Source organism: Verrucosispora sp. FIM060022 (assembly GCF_003977705.1).
GTDB classification, from domain to species: domain Bacteria; phylum Actinomycetota; class Actinomycetes; order Mycobacteriales; family Micromonosporaceae; genus Micromonospora; species Micromonospora gifhornensis.
On sequence record NZ_RQIV01000001.1, the window covers coordinates 558,763 to 579,231 of the forward strand.

General features: G+C 70.6%; 8 protein-coding genes. All 8 read right to left on the reverse strand.

From position 1 onward, the window contains the following. The 8 genes from EG812_RS02465 to EG812_RS02500 all read right to left on the reverse strand — a co-directional run bounded on the left by EG812_RS02465 (nt 1) and on the right by EG812_RS02500 (nt 20,368). Complete coding sequence (locus tag EG812_RS02465) at nt 1-267, reverse strand: acyl carrier protein (RefSeq protein WP_013734740.1); 267 nt, start codon at nt 265-267, stop codon at nt 1-3. A gap of 85 nt (nt 268-352) precedes the next feature. Then, complete coding sequence (locus EG812_RS02470) at nt 353-1,621, reverse strand: alanine racemase (RefSeq protein WP_013734739.1); 1,269 nt, start codon at nt 1,619-1,621, stop codon at nt 353-355. Continuing rightward, nucleotides 1,614-2,996 carry a preATP grasp domain-containing protein gene (locus EG812_RS02475; protein ID WP_013734738.1) on the reverse strand — a complete coding sequence of 461 codons (1,383 nt, stop codon included), beginning with the start codon at nt 2,994-2,996 and terminating at the stop codon, nt 1,614-1,616. Before EG812_RS02475 ends, EG812_RS02470 begins: the two co-directional genes overlap by 8 nt. Before the next feature lie 34 nt (nt 2,997-3,030). After that, nucleotides 3,031-3,954 carry a 3-oxoacyl-[acyl-carrier-protein] synthase III C-terminal domain-containing protein gene (locus tag EG812_RS02480; RefSeq protein WP_126711079.1) on the reverse strand — a complete coding sequence of 308 codons (924 nt, stop codon included), beginning with the start codon at nt 3,952-3,954 and terminating at the stop codon, nt 3,031-3,033. Next, nucleotides 3,951-5,270 (reverse strand): glutamate synthase-related protein, encoded by a 1,320-nt coding sequence (locus EG812_RS02485; protein WP_013734736.1) that lies wholly within the window; start codon nt 5,268-5,270, stop codon nt 3,951-3,953. Before EG812_RS02485 ends, EG812_RS02480 begins: the two co-directional genes overlap by 4 nt. Next, nucleotides 5,267-6,262 carry an asparagine synthetase A gene (locus EG812_RS02490; protein WP_050814770.1) on the reverse strand — a complete coding sequence of 332 codons (996 nt, stop codon included), beginning with the start codon at nt 6,260-6,262 and terminating at the stop codon, nt 5,267-5,269. The genes EG812_RS02485 and EG812_RS02490 overlap by 4 nt, the downstream gene beginning before the upstream one ends. 317 nt (nt 6,263-6,579) lie before the next feature. Beyond that, nucleotides 6,580-6,786: an MbtH family protein gene (locus EG812_RS02495; RefSeq protein WP_013734734.1), complete on the reverse strand. Its 207-nt coding sequence runs from the start codon at nt 6,784-6,786 to the stop codon at nt 6,580-6,582. A gap of 34 nt (nt 6,787-6,820) precedes the next feature. Further along, the gene (locus tag EG812_RS02500) at nt 6,821-20,368 is read right to left on the reverse strand and encodes a non-ribosomal peptide synthetase (RefSeq protein WP_158632479.1); all 13,548 of its coding nucleotides are present in this window, start codon (nt 20,366-20,368) and stop codon (nt 6,821-6,823) included. Between the last annotated feature and the right edge of the window lie 101 nt (nt 20,369-20,469).

Below are 20,469 nucleotides of genomic sequence, written 5' to 3' on the forward strand. Positions count from 1 at the left end.
TCAGCGGCTCTCGGCGAGGAAGGCGGCCAGCGATCCCACCGACTCCAGGTGGGCCTGTTCCAGGCTCTCCGGGTCGACCTGGGTGTCCAGGGCGTCCTCCAGGGTCATCAGCAGGGCGAGGACGCTGGTGGAGTCCAGGTTCAGGTCGTCGAAGAGTCGGGTCTCGACGGTGACGTCGGTGAGTTCCTGGCGCAGCACCTCCTCGAGCGCGGTGACGATGACGCTGACGATCTGCTCGTTGCCGGTCTCGACGGTGGTGGCGTTCATTGCGGGCCTGCCTTTCGGGCGTGAGGTTGGGGAGATGACGCGGTAGGAAAGAGGGCGGTGCAGGTGGTGCGGAGTCGAGCCGGGGTCAGCGGAAGTCGTGCAGGATCTGCGCGGCGAGCATGCTCTCCACGTCGTCGCGGGTGCGGACCAGCCGGGGCTCGCCCTCGTGGATCAGCACCTCGGCCGGATAGCCGTGGCTGAGGAAGTGCACAGGCGAGGCGGTCGGGCCGTACGCGCCGGAACGCTCCACCCCGATCACGTCGCCGGGGCGGACGTCGGCGGGAAGCTCGACGGCCTTGCCGATCGTGTCGTTGGGGGTGCAGAGCGGCCCGGTGACGTTCCACTTCACCGGCTCGGCGGTGCTGTCCCGGTTGAGCAGCCGCATCGGGAAGTTGCGTTTGACGAACGAGCCGATGCCGACCGCGGCCATGTGGTGGTTCGTGCCGCCGTCGGCGACCGCGAAGCGCTCGCCCATCGACTCCTTCACGTACCGCACCTGCACGGCGTAGGTGCCGCTGTGCCCGACGAGATAGCGGCCGAGTTCCATCACCAGGACGGTCCGCGGGTGGCGGGCGTGGAACGCGGCGAAGACGGGGTTGAGCTGGTCGGTCAGTGCGGCGACGTCGAGGTCCTGCTCGCCGGCGAAGTACGCCACGCCGAGCCCGCCACCGACGTCGACGACCTCCAGGTCCACCGCGAGGTGTTGGCTGAGCCGTTCGGCCAGGTCGAGGATCCGCGCGGTGTTCTCGACGATCATCGCCTCGGAGAGGAACCGGGTGCCCAGGTACGCCTGGAAGCCGCACAGCCGCACCGACGGGTGCCGGCCGGCGAGGTCCGACTCCGCCAGCAGGGCGGCCTCGTCGATGCCGAACTGGCGGGGCTTGCCGCCCATGGTCAAACCGCTGCCCTTGACCGCGAAGCTCGGGTTGACCCGCAGCACCACCCGGGCGGTGGTGCCCAGCTCCGCGGCCAGCTCGTCGATCAGGGCGAGTTCGCCGAGCGACTCGCAGATGAGGGTGACCTCACCCTTCAGGCACGCGGTGAGCTCGGTGCGGCTCTTGCCGGGGCCGAGGAACATGATGTCCTCGGCGGGGACACCGGCGCGCTCCGCGGTGACCAGTTCGGTCAGGGAGGAGACCTCGGCGCTGGCGCCCAGCGAGTGCAGCAGCGCGCAGACGCTGATGTTGGGGTTGGCCTTCAGCGAGTAGAACATCCGCACCGCCGGATGCAACCGCTCGCGCAGTTGCTGGTACCGGTCGGTGATCGTCGCGCCGTCGTAGACGTACAGGGGTGTGCCGAACCGTTCCACAAGTTCGGTGACGGGGACACCGCCCAGCGCGGTCGACTCAGACATGGACGGTCTCCTTCTGGACAGCCGCGACAACGGCGTTGTCGAGGTCGGTCAGCTCCTGTTGGGTACGGGCCAGCAGCAGCCCGTACAGGCGTCCCACGTACGGGCGGGTGTCGCCGGGTTCGGGGGTCGCGGCGTTGACCGTGGCGAAGTTGTTCACCACCAGGCCGGTGCCCCGGTCCCGGTCGAACAGCAGGTCACCGAGGCGGTCGCGGAAACGCGCGAAGGTGACCGGCCCGGTCAGCCGTAGGTCGTACTGGCGGGCCAGAGCGACGCTGTCCGGGCCCATGAAGCGCTCCTGCAGCCCGGTCTGGTACGTCGACATGTTGTTCCGGGCGTTGATCTCCAGCACCGGCAGCAGTCCGCCGTCGGTGGTGGTGATGGCGTCCACCCCCACCACGCCGTGGAAGCCGTCGGCGGCCAGCCGCGCGCCGAGCCGTTCACCGGCGATGACGAGTTGCGCGGCGTGCTCGGTGGAGAGTCGGGCAGGGAAGCGGTGCCCCTTGTGGACTCCGTTCTCGGTCAACGCCTCCTTGACGAAGTCGAACCTGACCGAGCCGTCCCGGGCGACGGTGAAGTGGTAGTTGAGGTCGAGCGCCTTGTCCGCCCACTCCTCGATGACCAGGGCGACGCGCTGGTCGCCGGTGCGGTCCGCCCGTCGGGTGACCATCCGGACGAGCTGGTCCATCCGACGGGTGTCATCGACGACCATGATGCCCTTGCCGGAGACCCCGTACGCGTCCTTGACCCCGACCCGGCGGCCGGCGGCGACGGCGCGCGCCGCCTCACCGGCCGCGGCGACGAACTCGTCCACGGTCTCGCACTCCCAGCCCACGGCCTGGGGCAGGCCGAGGTCGGTCGCCACACGGCGGCTGTAGATCTTGCTGTTGACCGCCTTGACCACCGACACCGCCGGCAGTGCCGGGGCAAGCCCGGTCAGCTCGCACAACTGCTGCTCCAACGCCGACATGCCGTGCGGCAGCAGGTACGCCCCCTGCCCGGCCAACGACCGCAGCGCGGCCAACAACCGGGGCGAGCGCAACGCGTCCTCGCTGACCGTGGCCGCCGGGTCGTACGCATCGGTGAGCAGGATCCCGGGAAGCTCGATGCCCAGCCCCTCCAGGTAGTCCAGGTAGTCGGGGTCGGGGGCGGACTTCAACACGACGTGATCGCCAGGGCCGGCCAGGAGGACGGCGAACTCGTCCATCCGATTGACGATCGCCGTGGACGCCCGACCGCCGAAGACCGGCAGCCCCACCTCGTCGCGGGCCCACTCGTCCTCGACCTCGAAGTTGCCCAGCAGGACGAACGGAGTGCCGGTGGCTCCGGTGCAGGCACTCTTGACACCCTCGAGGAACGTCGGATCCGGAGGTGACATCGGCTGTTTCCCTTTCTGCCGGCGGGTCGACGGCTCAGTGCCGCAGTACGGCGGCGGTGAACGTCGCGCCGAGCCCGACGGCGGCCATCAGGTACAGATCGCCCGGGCGCAGCCGGTCAGCCGCGCGGGCATGGACGTAGTTGACGAATGGATCGGCACCGAAGCAGTGCCCGGTGACCGCGATGTTGTCCAGGTAGACCCGTTCCAGCGGCACGTCCAGCAGGCGGCAGGTCCACGACCAGGACAACATGTTGACGTTGTGGGGCAGCAGCAGTGCCAGGTCGTCGATGTCGACCCCGGCGTTGCGGCACGCCTGGCGGATCACCTCGGCCAGCACCTCGTTGTGGTCCTTGACGAAGTCCGGGTGCAGGGGCTGCGGTGGGACCGACTCGGCGAACTGGCCCAGGGTGCGGGTGGCGACGCCGAGCAGCCGGTCCCGTTCACCGTTCGCGGTGACCAGGCAGGCGGCGGTGGCCTCGCCCATCACGGTGCTCTCCGGGATGGTCTCCAGGATCGGGGCGAAGGCCTTCTCGCCGGTGAGCACCAGGGCCAGGGCGTCCGGATCGCCGTCTGCGGCGAGTAGCTGTCCGGCGAGATCCACGGCGAGCAGACCCGCGGCGCAGGCGTGCTGGGTCAGGGTGAACGCGACCGCGTTCGGTAGGCCCAGCGTGACGCAGACATCCTCCAGCAGGGTCTCCCCGGCCCGGACCGCCGGCACGATGGTCCGGCCCAGCACCACGTAGCGGACCCGGTGTTCGTTGCCGCGCAGCTCCGTCAGCGAATCGACCGCCGCGACCAGCAGCGGTCGCAGGTCCTGCCCGGGGTCGCGGAGCACCTTCTTCAGCCCGAACAGGCGCCGGTAGGTCCACAAGCGTTTCGGGTCGGCGTCGACGCAGATGTCACCGATGTCCACGCTGCGTGCCGGCAGGTGGCATCCGACGTCCAACAGCGCGGTCATGCCGCACTGCCGATCGGTGCGGTACGCGCCGGCCACGCGGCCGTCGGGGCGGCTGTCGGCCACCACAGGTCCTCTGCCGTCAGGGCGTCGGCGCGATACTTGCCGACCGCGCTGACCAGCAGCCGGGCCTCCAGCGCCAGGGCCTCGACCAGGCGGATGAGCCCGTTCTCGGGGTCCTCGTCGACGGCGAGCAGCGCGGCGCGACCCAGCCCGACGGCGGTGGCGCCCAGCGCCAGCGCGCGGACCGCCCGGCCGCCCTCCCAGATCCGGCCGGTGGCCAGCAGACAGCCCTGGGGGTGGCCGATACGGCGCAGGCACTCGCCCAGCGGCAGTCCGACCTGGTCGAGGAACGCCCGAGGCGCCCACCCCGTGCCGCCCTGCGCGCCGTCGACTGTCACCGCGTCACTACCGGCCTGCCAGGCGGTCGTCGCGGCCTGCGCGACGTCACGTCCGGGGTGGAACTTCACCCACACCCGGGCCCGCGGGAAGTTGTTGCGCATGAACCGGACCTGCTGGCGCAGGATCTCCTCGGTGAAGGTGCCGGGGGTGGCGCAGCGCAGCCACCGATCTGGACCGAGGACGTCCCGGACGGCGAACTGACCGGCCAGCCGGGCGGCTTCCTCGGCGTCCACCGCGGTCATCCCACCCAGTCCCGGCTTCGCACCCTGACCGGTCTTGAGTTCGAAGCCCAACCGGCCCGAGTCGCGCAGCTCGCGCACCGACGTGTCGCTGTAGACGAGGTTCCACACCTCGGAGTCGGCGTCCTCGGTGCTCTGCTGCACGACCACCCCACCGACGCCGGGCGGGCACTCCTGCGCGTAGGCGCGCAGCCGGGCCAGGATCGGCGACTGCGCGGCCTCGGCCCGCCGGTACCCGCCGACCGGCACCATGTTCTCGCCGATCACCATCGGGATGCCGAGCCGGCCGGCCTGCCGGCTGGCCGCGATCCCCGCGTCACCGGAGGCGACCCGGGTCGAGCCGAACGCCGAGACGTACACCGGCAGCGGTGACCGGAAGCCGCCGATGACGGTGTCCAGGTCCACGTCGTCGTGCAGCGGCTCCCGGCCCAGATCGATCAGCTTCTCCAACCGCCGGGGCATGAACACCGGCGGCACCAGGCGGGCCTGGTCCAGGTCGTCGGAGACGGAGGCGGGGCCGGGCGATTCCTCGTCGCCGGCGCCGTGCAACTGTCGGCCGTACGTGTCGACGGGCGGGAACACCGCGGCCACGCCCTCGCGGGCCCGCTGCCGGATCAGCCCCTCGGGCAGCCCCGGCGCGTAGACCCCGCCCCGCTGCGTTGCACCCTCAGCGCTCACGGCGAGACCACGCCGGGAAGCTTCGGGTACGCGCTGACCTGCCAGAGCGCGTCCAGGCCGGTCAGGAACCGGACCAGGCGCTGCAAGCCCATGCCGAAGCCGGCGCTGGATGGCAGGCCCTCCCGCATCAGCCGCAGGTACCAGTCGTACTTGGCCGGGTTCTCGCCGCTCTCCCGCATCCGGGTCACCAGGGTGGCGTAGTCCGCCTCCCGCTCGCTGCCGCTGACCAGCTCCCCGAAACCGCCGTGGGCGATCAGGTCGAAGTTGCGCAGCACGCCCGGGTCCTGGGGGTTCTCCCGGTCGTAGAAGCCCCGCGATCCCTTGGGGTAGTCGGTGATGAAGAAGGGCCGGTCGGCCTCCCGGGACAGGATCTCCTCACCCGCCCAGTTGATCTCGGCGTCCGGGCTCTGCGGGTGACCCTGGTCGCGCAGCCGCTGGACCGCCTCGGTGTGGGTGCAGCTGTCGAACTTGCCGGTCAACAGTTCGGCGAAGTCGAGCGGGTCACGGCCCAACTGCCGCAGCACGTCCGGCACGGTGTCGAACACGTGCGCGACGACGTGGGTGAGCAGCCCGGCGGCGGTGTCCATCGCGTCCTCGCGGGTACCACCGGCGATCTCCACGTCGATCTGGTGGAACTCCACCAGGTGCCGGCCGGTGTCCACGGTCTCCGGCGGTTCGACCCGGATGTTCGGGGCGATGTAGAACAGCTTCGGGAAACCGCGCAGCGACGCCTGCTTGTAGAGGATCGCGCTCGTCATGATCTTGTACGTGTGGCCGTAGAAGTCGACGTCGAGGGCCTTGGCGCCCCGGGCGCCCGGGTCGGTGACCGGCCCGATCAGCGGGGGCAGCAGCTCGGTGAAGCCCTGACCACGCAGAAACTCCCGCGCGGCGTACAACGCCTCCTGCTGGACCGCCATGGCGGCCCTGGTCTTCTCGGCGATCAGGTGCTCGCCGAGGAGACCGGGATAGGCGGCGGCTTTTCTCACCGCCACCGTTTGCTCTGCCTGGTACATCTCGCCTCCCGGGGTCTTTGCTCGTACCTGGTTACGACGGCCGGCAGCGCCGACAGCAGACGTGTCGAAGTGTGCGAATCACGCACCGGAGATTTGCGCCGGCTCGCGGTCGACCCATTCGGTCGCGCTATTTCCCACACGTCGAATATAGGAGTGCCCGGTGGCGGCAGACGGTAGTTGGACGGGCAGAAAGGTGGGCAGTCGAAGCGGCAGTGACCGGCGTGTGGACACGACTGAGCGGCCCCTGCTCACGAGGTGAGCAGGGGCCGCTGGAGGTGATCTGACCTGGCGTTTCCTTACGCGTACTGGGCCACCAGGCTCCGCGGTCGGATGTCGGTCCAGGAGCTCTCCACGTACGCCAGGCACTCCGCCCGGCCGGCCGGCCCGAAGGCCGTCTGCCAGCCGCCGGGTACGGCGGCGAAGACCGGCCAGAGGCTGTGCTGGGCCTCGGCGTTCACCAGCACCAGGAACGTGCCGTTCTCGTCGTCGAACGGATTCGCCATGTCATTTCCCTTCTAGAAGGTTTCCGGAGTTCTCTTATGCCAATTCGGCAAGTCTTGCGGCGAGCTTCTCGCCGATTTCCGCGAGTGGTTCCCGTTCGGTCATCCGAAGATGAGTGGTGGCCACGTCGTGCCACTCGATGACGCCGCTGAAGTGCTCTTCCCACAGTTTCGGTGCCGGGCCGTCGGCCACGCCGGCCCGGCCGGCGGAGAAGAACAGCAGGTCACCGGCGACCACCCCGGGCCGGTACGCGGCCATGATGTCGGCGTGATTGACTGCGGCCCGGACCAGGGCGTGGACCTCGCCGGGGGTGAAACCGGCGAGCACCGGGTCGCGACGGCGCAGGACCTCGACCACCGCCGCCGGGTCGTACCGGTCGAGGAGCCCGTCCGGCAGCTCACCGGTCTCTCCGTCGTCGTCGCCGAGCAGCATCAGCATGGTCTCGCGCTCGGTGCGCGGCCGGGCCGCCTCCTCGACGGACACCGGGTAGGCGTCCATCATGGCCAGCAGTTCGACCTCTTCGCCGGTCTGTTGCAGCGCAGTGGCCATCGCGTGTGCGACGACCCCGCCGAAGGACCAGCCGAGCAGCCGGTACGGGCCGTGCGGTTGCACCCGACGGATCTCCGCCAGGTACTCCTCGGCCAACTCGGGTACTCCTGCGGCCCGGTAGCCGGGCAGGCTCAGCGCCCGGGTCTGCAGGCCGTAGATCGGCTGCTCCGGGCCGAGGTGCCGGGCGAGTCCGGCGTACGACCAGCTCATGCCGGCGCCGGGGTGGACACAGAACAGCGGGCGGTGTCCACCGGACGGTTGCAGCGGCACCAGGACCTCGGAGGCTTCCCCGCGCCGCGTGCCGTCGAGCAGCCCGGCGACGGTCGGCCGGTCGAACAGGTCGCGGACCCGGATGTCGAGGCCCAATGTGTCGCGGATCCGGCTGACCAGCTTGGTGGCGAGCAGTGAGTGTCCGCCGAGTTCGAAGAAGTTGTCGTCGACGCTGACCGCTGCGACGTCGAGGGTTTCGGCGAACAGGCCGCACATCAGGTGTTCGTCGGGGGTCCGGGGGGCTCGTCCGCTGCGTTGTCCCTGCTGGGGGGCGGGCAGGGCACGCCGGTCGAGTTTGCCGTTGGCGGTGACGGGGAGTTGGTCGAGTACCACCACCGCGTTCGGCACCATGAAGTCGGGCAACGTGCGGGCGGTGAGCTGACGTACGGTCGCCTCCCAGTCGCGTGGGGCGGCCGCCTGGGTGGGGACGACGTAGGCGACGAGTCGCTTGTCGCCTGGCCGGTCCTCGCGGACGATGACGGCGACCTGCCCGATGCCGGGGTCCTCGCCGATGGTGGCTTCGATCTCGGCCGGTTCGATGCGGAAGCCCCGGATCTTGACCTGACCGTCGGCTCGACCGATGAAGCGGAGTCGTCCCTGGCTGGTCCAGGCGACGAGATCGCCGGTGCGGTACATGCGAGCGCCGTTGGGGTCGTACGGGTCGGCGACAAAGCGCTCGGCGGTCAGCCCCGGCCGTCCGAGGTAGCCGCGGGCGACCTGGTCGCCGGCGAGATAGAGCTCGCCGGTGGCGCCGGGGGGTACGGGGTTGAGGTGTTCGTCCAGGACGTAGGTGCGGTTGTTGTCGAGGGGACGGCCCAGGTGGATGCCGGGGAATTCACTGCGGTTGGTGTCGAAGCGCTGGTGGTGTGAGGCGAAGGTGACTTCGGTGGGGCCGTAGCTGTGGACGACGACGGTGTTGGGGCAGTGGTCGAGGACTCGCTGCATGGCGGCTGGTGAGGCGGTGTCGCCGCCGGTCCAGACCTCTTCGAGTCGGGCCAGGGTGTCGAGTCCTTCGTCGGCCATGATGTGGAACAGGCCCATGGTGAAGTAGGCGGCGGTGATCTGGTGCCGGGTGATGGTGTCGGCTAGTTCTGCCAGGTCGGCGCCTTCTCCGGAGGCGATGACGAGTTCGCCGCCGAGGAGTAGTGGTACCCACATCTCGTAGGTGGAGGAGTCGAAGCCGTAATTCGAGTGGACGAGCATCCGGCGGTGGTGGGCGGCGTTCCAGCACCGGTCGGCGGCGAGTTCGCGGACGTTGTGGTGGGTGACTCCGACCCCCTTGGGCCGGCCGGTGGAGCCGGAGGTGAACATGACGTACATCAGGGAGCGGTCGTCCAGGGGCAGGTTCGGGTCGTCGTCGCGGCCACCGGTCGGGCCGTCGAAGGGCACGATCACGGTGCCGTGCTCCCGCTCCGCGTCCAGGGCCGGGTTGGTCTCGGCGTGCCGGTCGACCAGCAGCACCGGAGCCGCCGAGTCCGTCATGATCGTGCGTACCCGGGCCGGTGGGAGGGTGGTCCCGACCGGCACGTACGCCGCACCGCACTTGAGGACCGCCAGGCTGGCCGCGATCAGGTCCGCACCCCGGTGCATCAGGACACCGACGGTGGACTGGGGTGTGACGCCGGCCGCGATCAGACGGTGGGCCAGCAGGTTGGCGCGTCGGTTCAGCTCGGCGTAGCTGATCCGCTGCTCGCCGAAGGTGACGGCGATGTGGTCGGGGGTGCGCCGGGCCTGCTCCTGGAAGGCTTCGTGGACGCAGCCTCGGGTGGCGGGGACGGTGGTGTCGTTGTAGGCGATGAGGAGTTGGTGGCGTTCCTCAGCGCTGAGGAGGTCCAGTTCACCGACGCGCTGTTGCGGGTCGGCGACGGCCGAGTGCAGCAGTCGGGTGAGTCGTCCGGCGAGGAGTGCGGCGGTGTGCTCGTCGAACAGGTCGGTGGCGTATTCGAGGGCGCCGTCGAGTCCGGCGGGTGCGCCGGTGGCGTCGGCCAGCTCACCGACGGACAGGGTCAGGTCGAACTTGACGGTACCGATGGCCAACGGGATGTCGCTGCCGGCGAAGGGTGAACCCGTGGTGTCGGTCGGAGCGGTGTTGTTGACCATCAGCATGATCTGGAACAGGGGGTGGTGTGCGGTGGTGCGGGTGGGGTTGAGTTCTTCGACGAGGCGTTCGAAGGGGAGGTCCTGGTTGTCGTAGGCGGCGAGGTCGGTGTCGCGGACGCGGGTGAGTAGTTCGGTGAAGGTGGGGTTGTCGGTGAGGTTGGTGCGTAGGACGAGGGTGTTGACGAAGAATCCGACGAGGTTGTCGAGGGCTTCGTCGGTGCGTCCGGCGACGACGGTGCCGATGGGGATGTCGGTGCCGGAGCCCATTCGGGACAGCAGGGCGGCGAACGCGGCCTGCAACACCATGAACACCGACGTACCGGTGGTGCGGGCCACCCGCAGCAGCGCCGCATGGCCGGCCGCGTCCAGGGTGAACCGGACGGCGTCGCCACGGTGGCTGGCGCGGGCCGGCCTCGGCCGGTCGGCCGGGAGGTCCAGTACCTGCGGCGCGTCGGCGAGGGTGGTGCGCCAGTAGTCGAGTTGCCCGGCGAGCAGGCTGTCGGGGGCGTTCCCGTCGCCGAGGAGATCGCGTTGCCAGCGGGTGTAGTCGGTGTAGCTGACCGGCAGCGGAGTCCAGTCGGGTGCGTGGCCGGCGGTGCGGGCCTGGTAGGCGATGGTGAGGTCGCGCAGCAGGGGCGCCATGGAGGCGCCGTCGCCGGCGATGTGGTGGAGGACGACGACCAGCACCTGGGGAGCGCCGGCGGGTCGGAAGAGCCAGGTCTTCAGCATCGGATCGGTGCTGAGGTCGAAGACGTGTCCGACAGCGGCCTCGACGGCCGCGGGTAGCTGGTCGGGGGTGAGGTCCCGAACGGTCAGTCCTGGTCCGGGGTCATCGAGGATGACCTGGTGGGGTTCGCCGTCGATGGTGCGGAAGACCGTACGCAAGGCGTCCTGGCGGTGCAGGACGTCGGTCAGGGCGGCGGCCAGGACGTCCGCGTCAAGGTCGTGGTCCAGTTGGAGTGCGACGGGGATGTTGTAGACAGCGCTGGGGCCGTTGAGTTCGTTGATGAACCAGAGCCGGTGCTGGGCGTACGACAGCGGCACCGGACCGGTCGACTCGGTTGCCACCAGCGCGGGCCGTACGGGCGTGCCGGCCAACTCCCGGATGCGGTGCAGCAGTCCGGCCGGGGTCGGAGCTCCGAACACGTCCCGCACCCCGATCTCGGTGCGGAAGACCACCCGGATCCGGTTCACCAGTTTGGTGGCGAGCAGTGAGTGTCCGCCGAGGTCGAAGAAGCCGTCGTCGACGCCGACTGCGGGGACTACCAGTGCCTCGGCGAACAGGTCGCACATGAGGTGCTCGTTGGGAGTACGGGGGGCACGTCCGGTGCTCCGGCCGTATTGCGGTGCGGGCAGGGCGCGACGGTCGAGTTTGCCGTTGGCGGCCAACGGCAGCCGCTCCAGCACCACGAAGGCGGCCGGCACCAGATGGGCGGGGAGTGTCTCGGCGGCGGCGCGGCGCAGCTCGCCCTCGTCCAGCTCCGACCCCTCCGCAGCGGGCGTCAGGTACGCCACGAGCCGTTTGTCGCCGGGCCGGTCCTCACGGACGATCACGGCCACCCCGCCGACGCCAGGCTGTCGGGCGAGCACCGCCGCGATCTCACCGGGCTCGATGCGGAATCCCCGGATCTTGACCTGGTCGTCGGCCCGTCCGACGATCGCCACCGCGCCATCGCGGGTCCAGCGGGCCAGGTCGCCGGTGCGGTACATCCGGGCGCCGGCCGGATCGAACGGGTTGGCGACGAAGCGCTCGGCGGTCAGCGCGGTCTGGCGCAGGTACCCGTCGGCCAGCCCGGTACCGGCGACATAGATCTCGCCGGTGACGCCGACCGGGACCGGCCGCAGCTCATCGTCGAGGATGTAGCAGGCGCGGTTGACAAGTGGCGCACCGACCAGGACCGGCGCATGGTCAGGCGGTGCCTGGACCTGGTGGCAGTTGGTGAAGATCATGCTCTCCACCGGCCCGTAAGCGTGGATCAGGCGCTGTCGGGGCAGCAGGCGGCGGGCCCGGGCCAGGTGCTCCACCGAGGGCGCCTCACCACCGGTCATCACCTGCCCGACGGCGGCGAGCGTGTCGGGGTACTCGTCGAGCATGACGTTGAACAGCCCGGCCGACAGCCACATGGTGGTGATCCCGTGGCGGGCGACCAGTTCGGCGATCCGGGCCGGCTCCGGCCGCTGGCCGGGGTGCAGCACGCAGCTGGCGCCGTGCAGCAGCGGGCCCCAGAAGTCGAGCGCGAACGCGTCCCAGGAGACCGGCGCGCTCTGCAACCACACCTGATCCGGTCCGAAGTCGACGAAGTCCTGGCCGGTGAGGGTTCCGACGATGGCCCGGTGGGACGCGAGCGCCCCCTTGGGCGTTCCGGTGGAGCCGGAGGTGAACATGATGCAGGCCGGGTCTGCGGGGTCGCCGGCAGGTAGCGCGGGCTCATCCGCAGGTGGCACACCGGGGACGGCGCCCGCCTCGTCGACCAGCACGGTGACTGCGGGACGCGCGGTGCCGAGCCGACCGGCCAGGTCGTTCGCGGTGACCAGCGCGGCCGGTGCGGCGTCGTCGGCCAGGGCGGTCAGCCGGGCGTCCGGAAATTCCGGATCGAGCAGGGCGTACGCGGCACCGGCGCGCAGCGTGGCGAGGACGGCGACGGCCATCGGCAGGCCACGCTCCAGCAGCACACCCACGATGTCCCCGCGCCGTACGCCGACCGTCACGAGATGCCGGGCGAGCCGGTCGGCGGCGATGTCGAGTTCGGCGTACGTCATCCGGGTGTCGCCGTCGATAAGCGCGATCCGGTCCGGGCCGGCGGCGACCTGGTGGGCGAACACCTCGGTGACCCGCAGGTCCGGTGCGGAAACCCCGGTGTCGTTGAAGGCGCTCAGCAGGGTGTGACGCTGGTCGGCGGTGAGCAGGTCGTGCCGCCCGACGGGGGCGTCGGGTTCGGTGGCGAATGCGCCGAGCAGCCGGATGAAGGTGGCGCAGAGGTCGTGGACCGTCTCGGTGTCGAAGAGGTCGGAGGCGTACTCGAGGATGCCGTCCATCCCGTCGGGGCCGCCGGTGGGGTCCTGCCGTTCGGCGACGGAGAGGGTCAGGTCGAACTTGACGGTGCCCACCTCGAACCCGACCTCGGTGCCGGCGAACGGGGATCCGTCGGAATCGGCCCCGACGGCGTTCCGGACCATCAGCATCACCTGGAACAGCGGGTGATGCGCGGTGGTGCGGGCCGGGTTGAGCTCCTCGACGAGACGCTCGAAGGGAATGTCCTGGTGCTCGTATGCGGCCAGGTCGGTCTCCCGAACCCGGGCCAGCAGTTCGGTGAAGGTGGGGGCACCGGAGACATCGGTCCGCAGCACGAGGGTGTTGACGAAGAACCCGACCAGGTCGTCGAGGGCCTCGTCGTCCCGACCCGCCACCACAGTGCCGATGGGGATGTCGGTGCCGGAGCCCATCCGGGACAGCAGCACCGCGAAGGCGGCCTGCATCACCATGAACATCGACGTGCCGGCGGCACGGGCCACCTGACGCAGCGCGGCATGGGTAGCCGGGTCCACAGTGAACGGGACGCCGTCGCCCTGGTGACTGGCCCGCGCCGGGCGGGGCCGGTCGGCGGGCAGCTCCAGCACCTGCGGTGCGCCGGCCAGGGTGTGCCGCCAGAAGTCGAGCTGCCGGGCCAGGAGGCTGTCCGGGTCGTCGGCCGCGCCGAGCAGATTCCGCTGCCAGAGGGTGTAGTCGACGTACCGTGCCGGCAGGGGCGCCCACTGCGGTTGCTGTCCCACGGTCCGCGCTGCGTACGCCGTCGACAGGTCCCGCAGCAGCGGTGCCATCGACATGCCGTCACCGGCGATGTGGTGCAGGACCACCACCAACACCTGGGGCGCACCGGCCGGGCGCAGCAGCCAGACCCGTACGGGGATCTGCGTGGCCAGGTCGAAGACGTGGCCGGCCGCCGCATCCACCGCCGCCGGCACCTCGTCGGGGGTCAGGTCCCGCACGGTCACCTCGGGGCGTACCCCGTCGAGAACGACCTGATGGGGCTCGCCGTCGGTGACCTGGTAGACGGTGCGCAGCACCTCCTGCCGTTCGACGACGTCGGCGAGGGCCGCCGCCAGGACGTCCGGGTCGATTGCCTGGTCCAGTCGGATGGCGACGGGGATGTTGTAGATCGCACTCGGGCCGTCGAGTTCCCCGAGGAACCAGAGACGGCGCTGCGCGTAGGACAACGGCACCGGGCCATCCGGTGCGGACGCCACCAGCGCAGGCCGCACGGGCGTACCGGCCAGCTCACGGATCCGGTCGAGAAGCCCCAGCGGGGTCGGCGTTCCGAAGACGTCCCGGACACCGATCTCCGCTGCGAAGACCGCCCGGATCCGGTTCACCAGTTTGGTGGCCAGCAGGGAGTGTCCGCCGAGAGTGAAGAAGCCGTCGTCGATGCCGACCGTGGAAACTCCGAGGACCTCGGCGAAGAGGTCGCACATGAGCTCCTCGTTCGGGGTGCGGGCGGCACGGCCGACGCGCTGCTGCTGCTGGGGGGCGGGCAGGGCGCGGCGGTCGAGTTTGCCGTTGACGGTGACCGGTAGCTGATCGAGGACCACCACCGCCGAGGGGACCATGTAGTCGGGCAGGGTCCGTGCGGTTCGTTGCCGTACGGCCGCCTCCCAGCCGGCGTCGGTCCGGGCGGCTACCCCGTGAGCGGGCGCGATGTACGCGACGAGCCGCTTGTCGCCGGGCCGGTCCTCGCGGACGATCACGGCGACCTGACCGATGGCCGGGTCCGCGGCGATGGTGGCCTCGATCTCGGCGAGTTCGATGCGGAAGCCGCGGAGTTTGACCTGTCCGTCCGCGCGGCCGACGAAGCGCAGCTCGCCCCGGCCGTTCCAGGCGACGAGGTCACCCGTGCGGTACATCCGGCCGCCGGCCGGGTCGAACGGGTCGGCGACGAAGCGTTCGGCGGTCAGTCCCGGCCGGCCGAGGTAGCCGCGGGCGACCTGCTCGCCGGCCAGGTACAGCTCGCCGGTGCCGCCCAGGGGCACCGGGCGCAGCCGCTCGTCGAGCACGTACGTGCGGTTGTTGTCCAGCGGCCGGCCCAGGTGGACCCCGCCGAACTCGCCCCGGTCGGTGTCGAACCGCTGCTGGTGGGAGGCGAAGGTGACCTCGGTCGGGCCGTAGCTGTGCACCAGCACCGTGTCCGGGCAGTGTTCCAGCACCCGCGCGACGGCGGCGGGGGAGGCCACGTCACCTCCGGTCCAGACCTCCTTCAACCGGGCCAGGGTGTCCAGCCCCTCGTCGGCCATGATGTGGAACAGGCCCATGGTGAAGTAGGCGGCGGTGACGTCGTACCGGGTGATGGTGCGCGCGATCTCCGCCAGGTCGGCGCCTTCCCCGGCCGCGATGACGAGTTCGCCGCCGAGCAACAGCGGCACCCACATCTCGTAGATGGAGGAGTCGAAGCCGTAGTTGGAGTGCACAAGCATCCGCCGATGGTGTGCCGCGTTCCAGCAGCGGTCGTTGACGAGTTCGCGAACGTTGTGGTGGGTGACACCCACGCCCTTGGGTCGACCGGTGGAGCCGGAGGTGAACATGACGTACATCAGGGACTGGTCGTCCAACGGCAGGTTCAGGTCGTCATCGCGACTGCCCGTCTGATCATCAGTGGGGCTGTCGAAAGGGACGATGACGGTGCCGTGTGTGTGCTCTTCGGCCAAGGCGGGGTTGGTGCTGGCGTGGCTGTCGACCAGGAGTACGGGGGCGTTCGCGTCGGTCATGATGGTGCGTACGCGGGCTGGTGGCAGGGTGGTGCCGACCGGTACGTAGGCGGCTCCGCACTTGAGTACGGCGAGGCTGGCGATGACGAGGTCGGCGCCACGGTGCATGAGGACGCCGACGGTGGACTGTGGTGCGACGCCGGCCGCGACGAGTCGGTGGGCCAGCCTGTTGGCGCGTCGGTTCACGTCGGCGTAGGTGAGTTGTTGTTCGCCGAAGGTGACGGCGGTGTGGTCGGGGGTGCGCCGGGCCTGTTCCTGGAAGGCGTCGTGGACGCATCCCCGGGTGGGCGGGACGGTGGTGTCGTTGTAGGCGACGAGGAGCTGATCACGCTCCTCGTCGCTGAGCAGGTCGAACTCGCTGACGCGTCGGCGCGGGTCGGCCACGGCGGCGGTCAGTAGCCGGGCGAACCGGTCGGCCAGCATCGCGGCGGTGTGCTCGTCGAACAGGTCGGTGGCGTACTCGAGGGAGCCGTTCAGTCCGGCGGGGGCGCCGCTGGTGTCCACCTGTTCGCGGATGGAGAGGGTCAGGTCGAACTTGACGGTGCCGATGTCGAAGGGGATCTCCGTACCGGCGAAGGGCGATCCGTCGGGATCGGGCTGGGCGGTGTTGCCGACCATCAGCATGATCTGGAACAGGGGGTGGTGTGCGGTGGTGCGGGTGGGGTTGAGTTCTTCGACGAGGCGTTCGAAGGGGAGGTCCTGGTTGTCGTAGGCGGCGAGGTCGGTGTCGCGGACGCGGGTGAGTAGTTCGGTGAAGGTGGGGTTGTCGGTGAGGTTGGTGCGTAGGACGAGGGTGTTGACGAAGAAGCCGACGAGGTTGTCGAGGGCTTCGTCGGTGCGTCCGGCGACGACGGTGCCGATGGGGATGTCGGTGCCGGAGCCCATTCGGGACAGTAGGGCGGCGAACGCGGCCTGCAACACCATGAAGATGGTCGTGCCACTGCCATTGACGAGTCGCAGCACCGCCCGGTGCAGGTCCGCGTCGAGCCGGAACGGCACCGCACCCCCGCGGTGGCTCGCCCGGGCCGGGCGGGGCCGGTCGGCGGGCAGGTCGATGACCTGAGGGGCCCCGGTCAACGTCTCCCGCCAGAAGGTCAACTGCCGATTCAGCAGGCTGTCGGGGTCGTCGGCGTCGCCGAGGAGGTCGCGTTGCCAGAGGGTGTAGTCGGTGTAGGTGACCGGCAGTGGGGTCCAGTCGGGCGTGCGGCCTACCAGGCGGGCCTGGTAGGCGGTGGTGATGTCACGCAGCAGGGGAGCCATGGAGGAGCCGTCCCCGGCGATGTGGTGCAGGACCACGACCAACACCTGGGCGGCGTCGGCGGGGCGCAGCAGCCAGGTCTTCAGCATCGGGTCGGCACTCAGGTCGAAGACATGTCCGACGGCGGCTTCGACGGCTGCGGGTACCTCATCGGCGGTGAGGTCGAGGACGGTCAGCCCTGAAGCGGGGTTGTCGAGGACGACCTGGTAGGGCTCGCCGTCGACGGTGCGGAAAACGGTACGCAGCGCCTCCTGGCGGTGGATGACGTCGGCCAGGGCGGCGGCCAGAACCTCCGCGTCGAGGTCGTTGTCGAGTTGGATCGCGACGGGGATGTTGTAGATGGCGCTGGGGCCGTTGAGCTCGTTGATGAACCACAGCCGGTGCTGCGCGTACGACAACGGCAACCGCTCCGTCGGCGCCGCGGCCACCAGCGCGAGCCGCTCCCGAGCGGTCAGCTCGCCGAGCCGGTGACCCAGCGCGGCAGGGGAGGGGGCGAGGAAGATGTCGCGGATGCCGACCTCGACGTCGAGTACCGACCGGATCCGGTTGACCAGCCGGATCGCGAGCATGGAGTGTCCACCGAGGGCGAAGAAATCGTCGCCCGGGGCCACCGTGGTCAGGCTCAGCACCTCGGCGAACAGGTCACACAGGACCGGGGTACGGGGAGAGCCGTCGTGCCCGCCGACGAATGCGGGGACCCCGACCGGGCGGGTACGGGCGGCGCGGCGCCGCTCGTCCAGGCCCGCCTGCTCGGCGTCGGTGAGCACGTCGAGGGTGCTGACCGGGGTGCTCGGGTCGGTGGTGGCGGCCCGCAGCAGCCGCAGGTACGTCTCCAGCATCAGGGCCGCGGTGTCGGCGTCGAACAGGTCCACGTCGTACTGGAGCCAGATTTCGACCTCGGCGTCGTCGGCGGTGGCGATGCAGGAGAAGCTGAGGTCGAACTTGGCGGTGTCGAGGCCGGCCGGGGCGATCCGGCCGTCGAGGTCGAGGATCCGCAGCTGGTCCGGGGTGGACGTGTTGACGGTCAGCATCACCTGGAAGAACGGATGGTGCGCCAGCGACCGGACCGGGTTGAGTCGCTCCACCAGCAGGTCGAACGGGACCTCGGCGTGCGCGTACGCGGCGAGATCGTTGTCGCGTACCCGGACGACCAGGTCGGCGAAGCTGGGGTCGTCGGAGAGGTCGGTGCGCAGCACGGCGGTGTTGACGAAGAAGCCGATGAGGTCGTGCAGCGCCTCGTCGCCGCGTCCGGCGACGGGGGTACCGACCGGCACGTCAGGGCCGACGCCGAGCCGGGTGAGGGTGGCCGCGAGCGCGGCGTGGAAGAGCATGAACGCGCTGGCCTGGTGGGTGTTGCCGAGGTTGCGCAGGCGCTGGTGGGTGTCGGCGTCGAGGACCGCGCACAGCGAGGCGCCCCGGTGGCCGAACTCGACCGGGCGGGGCCGGTCCAGTGGCAGATCGAGCACGGCCGGCAGGTCGGCGAGGGTTTCGCGCCACCAGGACAGGTGCCGCGCCATCAGGCTCTCCGGCTGGTCGGCGTCGCCGAGCAGTTCCCGCTGCCAGAGGGCGTAGTCGGCGTACTGGACGGGCAGCGGCTCGAAGTCCGGTTCCGTTCCGGCCAGGCGGGCCCGGTAGGCGATCTCCAGGTCGCGCAGCATCGGGGCCAGTGACCAGCCGTCGGTGGCGATGTGGTGCACCAGCACCACCAGCACCGAGCGCTGCGGCGTGTCGACGAGCAGCAGGGACCGCAGTGGCGGCTGCGTCGCGATGTCGAAGGTGCCGTCGACGAACTCGGCCAACCGGGTGTCGACGTCGTCGCCATGGCAGTCCTGCACGACCAGCAGCCGGGGGTCGGGGTCGTCGAGGATCCGCTGGACGGGTGTGCCGTCGACCGAGGGGTACACGGTGCGCAGCACCTCGTGCCGGGTCACCAGGTCGGTCAGCGCAGCGGCCAGTGCCTGCTGGTCCGGCACCCCGTCCAGTTCGATCACCAGCGGCATGTTGTAGGTCGCGGTCGGGCCCTCCATGGCGTGGAGGAACCACAGCCGGTGTTGGGAGTAGGACAGCGGGATGAGTTCCTCGCCGGGCTCGGGCAGGTACTCGGCCGACCCCGAGCCGGCGTACGGCTCGGCGGCGGTGGGGCCACCCGGCCCGGACGCCGGAGTGGCCCGCAGCGTGCCCCGGTCGATCTTGCCGGTGCTGCTGCGGGGCAGGGCACCCACGAGCCGGACCACGCCGGGCACCGCAGCGGCGGGCAGCCGCTGCGCGAGATAGCCGCGGACCTCGTCCGCGCTGACCGTGCCGGCCACGTACGCCACCAGGCGCTTCATGCCGTTGCCGAGGTCCTGGGCGACGACGGCGCATTCGCGCACCCCGTCGAGGCCGAGCAGGACCGACTCGACGGCCGCCGGATCGATCCGGTGCCCGTTGATCTTGACTTCGTCGTCGAGGCGGCCCAGGTAGTCCAGTTGACCGTCGTCCCGGACCCGGACCCGGTCACCCGTGCGGTAGGCGGGCTGCCCGCCGAGGGTGGTGAACCGGTCAGCGGTCAGTTCCGGGCGACCCAGATAACCGTCAGCGAGCGCGCCGCCGAGCAGCCACAGCTCACCGTCCACGACGGCGGCCCGCACCCCGGGCAGGGGCAGCCCGATCGGAACCTCGTCGGCGTCGTCGTGCCCGGACAGGTCGGCCACCGTCGCGACCACGGTCGCCTCGGTCGGCCCGTACGTGTTGAGCAGCCGTACCCGGTCGCCGACGGCCTGCCGCCAGCGGGCCACCCGCTCGGGTAGCGCCGCCTCACCACCGATGATCACGGTCCGCAGGGTCGGGGGCAGTTCGGCGACCCCGGTGGCGAGCGCGTACGCCAGCTCGTGCCAGTACGCCGTCGGCAGGTCCAGCACGGTGATCCCGTGGCGGACACAACCGGCCAGCAGCGCCGGTACGTCGAGCATGTCGTCGTCGCGCAGCACGAGTGTGCCGCCGGCGGTGAGGGTCAGGAAGATCTCCTCGACGCTGGCGTCGAAGTGCAGGGGGGCGAACTGGAGCATCCGGTCGTCGGCGGTGACACCGTACCGGCAGGTCGCTCCGGCGACGAAGTGTGCCAAGGCGGCCTGTCCGACGAGGACGCCGTTGGGCGTTCCGGTGGAACCGGAGGTGTAGATGACGTAGGCCGTACCGGCTGGCACGCCTGCCCCGCTGAGCACCACCTCGCCCTGCGCGATCACCTGGGCCAGGGCCGGCGGCGTCCCCGCGCAGGCGTCGGCGAGGATCGCCTCGTTGCGGGCGGCCGGCGCGGCCGGGTCCAGCGGCAGGTACGCGGCCCCGGTACGCAGCACGGCCAGGACCGAGACGATCGCCTCCACACTGCGGGCCCGGCAGACGGTCACCAGCCGGCCAGGTCCGGCACCCTCGGCGTGCAACAGTTCGGCGCGCAGCGCGACAGCCGCGTCCAACTCCGCGTAGCTGAGGCGGGTCGCCCCGGCGACCAGGGCCGGGCGGTCCGGGTCGACGGCGACCCGCTGCGCGAACGCCTGCGACACGCCGACGACCGGCCCGGTGAGCGGCCCGCCGTTGAGGACCGTGCTCGCCCGACGGTCGTCGCGGCCCGGCCCGGCCTGGACAACCGGTTCCGCGTAGTCGATCGATGGCATTGCACTTCCTCCTGCGGTTTGCGGACGGGGTGGGCCCCGGACGGTCGCGTGTCTAACTCCAAAGTGGACAGAACTGGTGCCGCGTCCGGCCGTCGACTGCC